This is a genomic window from Rhizobacter sp. P2_H2 (genome assembly GCF_056403375.1).
Genome location: NZ_JBFUFP010000616.1, coordinates 1 through 3271, shown reverse-complemented (window position 1 = coordinate 3271; position 3271 = coordinate 1). Strand labels below are relative to the sequence as shown.

4 protein-coding genes are annotated in these 3271 nt (G+C 69.2%); all 4 read right to left on the bottom strand.

Annotation, left to right across the window (positions count from 1 at the left end; genetic code table 11):
- Nucleotides 1-675: HpcH/HpaI aldolase/citrate lyase family protein (locus AC1D15_RS23455; RefSeq protein WP_477827867.1), on the bottom strand; the 675-nt coding region annotated here is incomplete at its 3' end.
- Nucleotides 675-1856: a CaiB/BaiF CoA transferase family protein gene (locus AC1D15_RS23450; RefSeq protein WP_477827868.1), complete on the bottom strand. Its 1182-nt coding sequence runs from the start codon at nucleotides 1854-1856 to the stop codon at nucleotides 675-677. The genes AC1D15_RS23450 and AC1D15_RS23455, both read right to left, overlap by 1 nt.
- Nucleotide 1857: 1 nt before the next feature.
- Nucleotides 1858-2721, bottom strand: a complete 864-nt coding sequence (locus tag AC1D15_RS23445) for an HTD2 family dehydratase (protein ID WP_477827866.1) — start codon at nucleotides 2719-2721, stop codon at nucleotides 1858-1860.
- Between the two features lie 20 nt (nucleotides 2722-2741).
- A partial coding sequence (locus tag AC1D15_RS23440; protein WP_477827865.1) for a tripartite tricarboxylate transporter substrate-binding protein occupies nucleotides 2742-3271 on the bottom strand: 530 nt, incomplete at its 5' end.

Sequence of the window (3271 nt, the reverse complement as noted above, 5' to 3'; positions counted from 1 at the left end):
CGGTGCGAGGGCGGCATGGACGGGCCCGATCTGCCGGGGGTGGATGCACAGCTTGGCGCCGAAGCCATGGCGGCGCGACCAGGCGAGGTCGGCCAGCAGCTGCCGTTCGTCGTCGAGCTGGGGCGTCACGCCGGCGACGGGCGCAGGCAGGCCCGCGACGCGCGAAGCGATGGCCAGCACGCTGGCGGCATGGCCCAGGCCGTCGGGGCCGTCTGCCATGTCAAGATCCAGGTCGAGCGCGTAGTCCAGCGTGCCGAAGACCAGGCGGGAGACGCCCACAGCACCTGCCACTTGATGCGCGCTCGCGACGCCTCTCGCGCTTTCGATCAGCGCGAGCACACGAGCCTCGGGCAGGGCGTCACGAACGGCTCGGACCTGCGCCGCGGACTCGGCCTTGGGCAGCATGACGTTCGAGAGGCCGGCCTCGCGCAGCAGCTGCAGGTCGTCGGCAAAGGCGATCGACTGCGGATCGTTGATGCGCACGACGGTACGTTCACGCTCGCCTTCCGCGGCTTGGCGAGACCACTGCGCGACTGCATCGCGCGCCTCGGCCTTGGCCGACGGCGCGACGGCGTCTTCGAGGTCCAGCACGATGGCATCGGCAGCGCTGGCCAGCGCCTTGGCGAAGCGCTCCGAGCGGTTTCCAGGCACGAAGAGATAGGTGCGCGGGTCCATCAGATCGCCTCCGCGGCCCGCAGCGCGCGGATCTCGTCGGCACCGATTCCCAGTTCCCCCAGGATGGCGTCGGTGTGCTCGCCGAGCGCGGGAACAGGATCCATGCGAGGCCCCTCCTCCCAGGTTCCCGGCGGCAGCATGGCCGGCAGCATGCCGACGGGCGAGCCCACCTCGCGCCAGCGCCGGCGCGCCTTGAGCTGCGGGTGCGCCCAGACCTCGYGCATCGTGTTGACCCGGGCGTTGGCAATCTGCGCCGCTTCCAGGCGCTCGGCCACCYGCGCTGCGGTCAAGGTCGAGAAGGTGTCGACGATGAGCTGGCGCAACGCCGCGCGCTCGGCCACGCGCCTGGCGTTGCCGGCGAAGCGCGGGTCACGCGCCAGCTCGGGACGCTGCATGACCTTCTCGCAGAAGTTGACCCACTCGCGTTCGTTCTGCAGGCCCAGCATCACGCTGCCTTCGTCCTTTCCGATCGGGAACGGGCCATAGGGGTAGATGGTGGCGTGGGCCGCACCGGTGCGCGGCGGTGGCGGCGCACCCTCGAAGGCGTAGTAGAGCGGATAGCTGGTCCATTCGGCCAGGGATTCCAGCATCGAGATGTCGATGTGCTGGCCACGTCCGCCTTGCGTGCGCTGCAGCAGCGCCGCAAGGATGTTGGTGTAGGCGTACATGCCCGCGGCGATGTCGGCGATCGAAGGGCCGGCCTTGCACGGCTCGTCGGGTGTGCCGGTGACCGACACGAACCCCGCTTCGCTCTGGATCAGCAGGTCGTAGGCCTTCTTGTCGCGGTACGGGCCGTCGGCACCGTAGCCGGAAATGTCGCACACGATGATGGCCGGCTTCTTCACCGCGAGCACGTCGTAGCCCAGCCCCAGGCGCGCCGCAGCGCCAGGCGCCAGGTTCTGCACGACCACGTCGGCCTTCTCCAGCACGAGACGCTCGAGGATCCCGGCCGCTTCGGGGTGCTTCACGTCGAGCGTGAGACTCTCCTTGGAGCGGTTGGTCCAGACAAAGTGCGATGCCAGGCCGCGCACGCGGGAGTCATAGCCGCGCGCAAAGTCGCCCGTGCCCGGGCGTTCGATCTTGATGACTCGGGCGCCCAGATCGGCCAATTGGCGCGTCGCGAACGGCGCGGCGATGGCGTGTTCGAGCGTGACGACGGTGAGCCCCTTGAGTGGCTGCATCTCAGGCTCCCCGCAGCGTCGCGACCGCATCCATCGTCAGCCAGCCTTCATGGTCCTCGGCCCACAACTTGATGCTGCCGTCGGCCTGCGGCTGGCCATTGACGAGGAACGCGGCCAGGTCGAAGGTCGGGCGAACGGCCTTGAACCGGAAGGTGGCGATGTCGGCATCGGGCGCGTTGCGGCGAACCAGGTCCATCAGCAGGGTGGCGATCAGCGGGCCGTGCACGACCAGGCCTGGATAGCCCTCGACCTCGGTGACGTACTTGCGGTCGTAGTGAATGCGATGGCCGTTGAACGTCAGCGCGGAATAGCGGAACAGCAGCACATCGTCGGGCACGATCCGGCGCTGCCAGCGTGCGCCGGCCTCGGCGGCGTGCGGCGTCGGCTCCACGTCCCCGGCCCGCCTGGCCTCGCGGTAGACGATGTCGTGGAATTCGACGATCGCCGGATCGGCCGCTCCGTTGCAGCGCAATTCGTGGCGCACCTTCACGAACACGAGCTTGCCCGTGCGGCCTTCCTTGACCGTCACGTCGGCAATGGCCGATGTGCGCTCCACCGCGTCGCCCACCCGCACCGGCGAGCGAAACTCGAACTGGCTGCCGGCCCACATGCGGCGCGGCAGCGGCACGGGCGGCAGGAACCCGCCCCGCCTGGCATGTCCGTCCGGCCCGATCTCGCTCTGGCGGTGCAGGGGCAGGAAGTACAGCCAGTGCCACAGCGGCGGCAATGGCGCACCCGCCTCCACCGGCGCGGCGGCGTGATCCAGCGTCGCGTCGAGCGCATTGACGGGCGTTGCGCCGACCTGGTCTCGCATCGTCTCGCTGCGGCCGATCCAGGCCTTCAAGTCGTCGAGGGAACTGCCCATGTCCGAAGCTCCTGCTCTACTCAGTCGGCCGCCAGCTTGGCGCGCTGCACGACAGCCGTCCACTTCGCCAGCTCGCTCTTCACCAGCTCGCCGAACTTCTCGGGCGTGCTGGTCTCGACATCGGCACCGTGCTCTTGCATGCGCTGGATGACCTCCTTGTCGGCGAGCACCTGGTTGAGTGCCTTGTTGATCTGGTCGATGATCGGCTTGGGGGTCTTCGCCGGGGCGAAGAAGCCGTACCACTGCTGCACGTCGACGCCGTCGACGCCCGCCTCCTTGAGCGTCGGCACGTCGGGCAGCAAGGCGGATCGCCGGGGGCCCGCCACCGCGAGCGCCCGCAGCTTTCCGGCCTTCACGTGCGGCAGCGCCGTGAACAGGCTCGGGAACATGAACTGCGTCTGCCCACCGATGGTGTCACTGATCGCCGGGGCGGAACCCTTGTACGGCGCACCGAGCATCACGACGCCGGCACTGAGCTTGAACAGCTCGGCCGCGTAGTGCGGGGCCGTGCCGTTGCCGGCCGAGGCGTACGTGTACTTGTCCGGCTTGG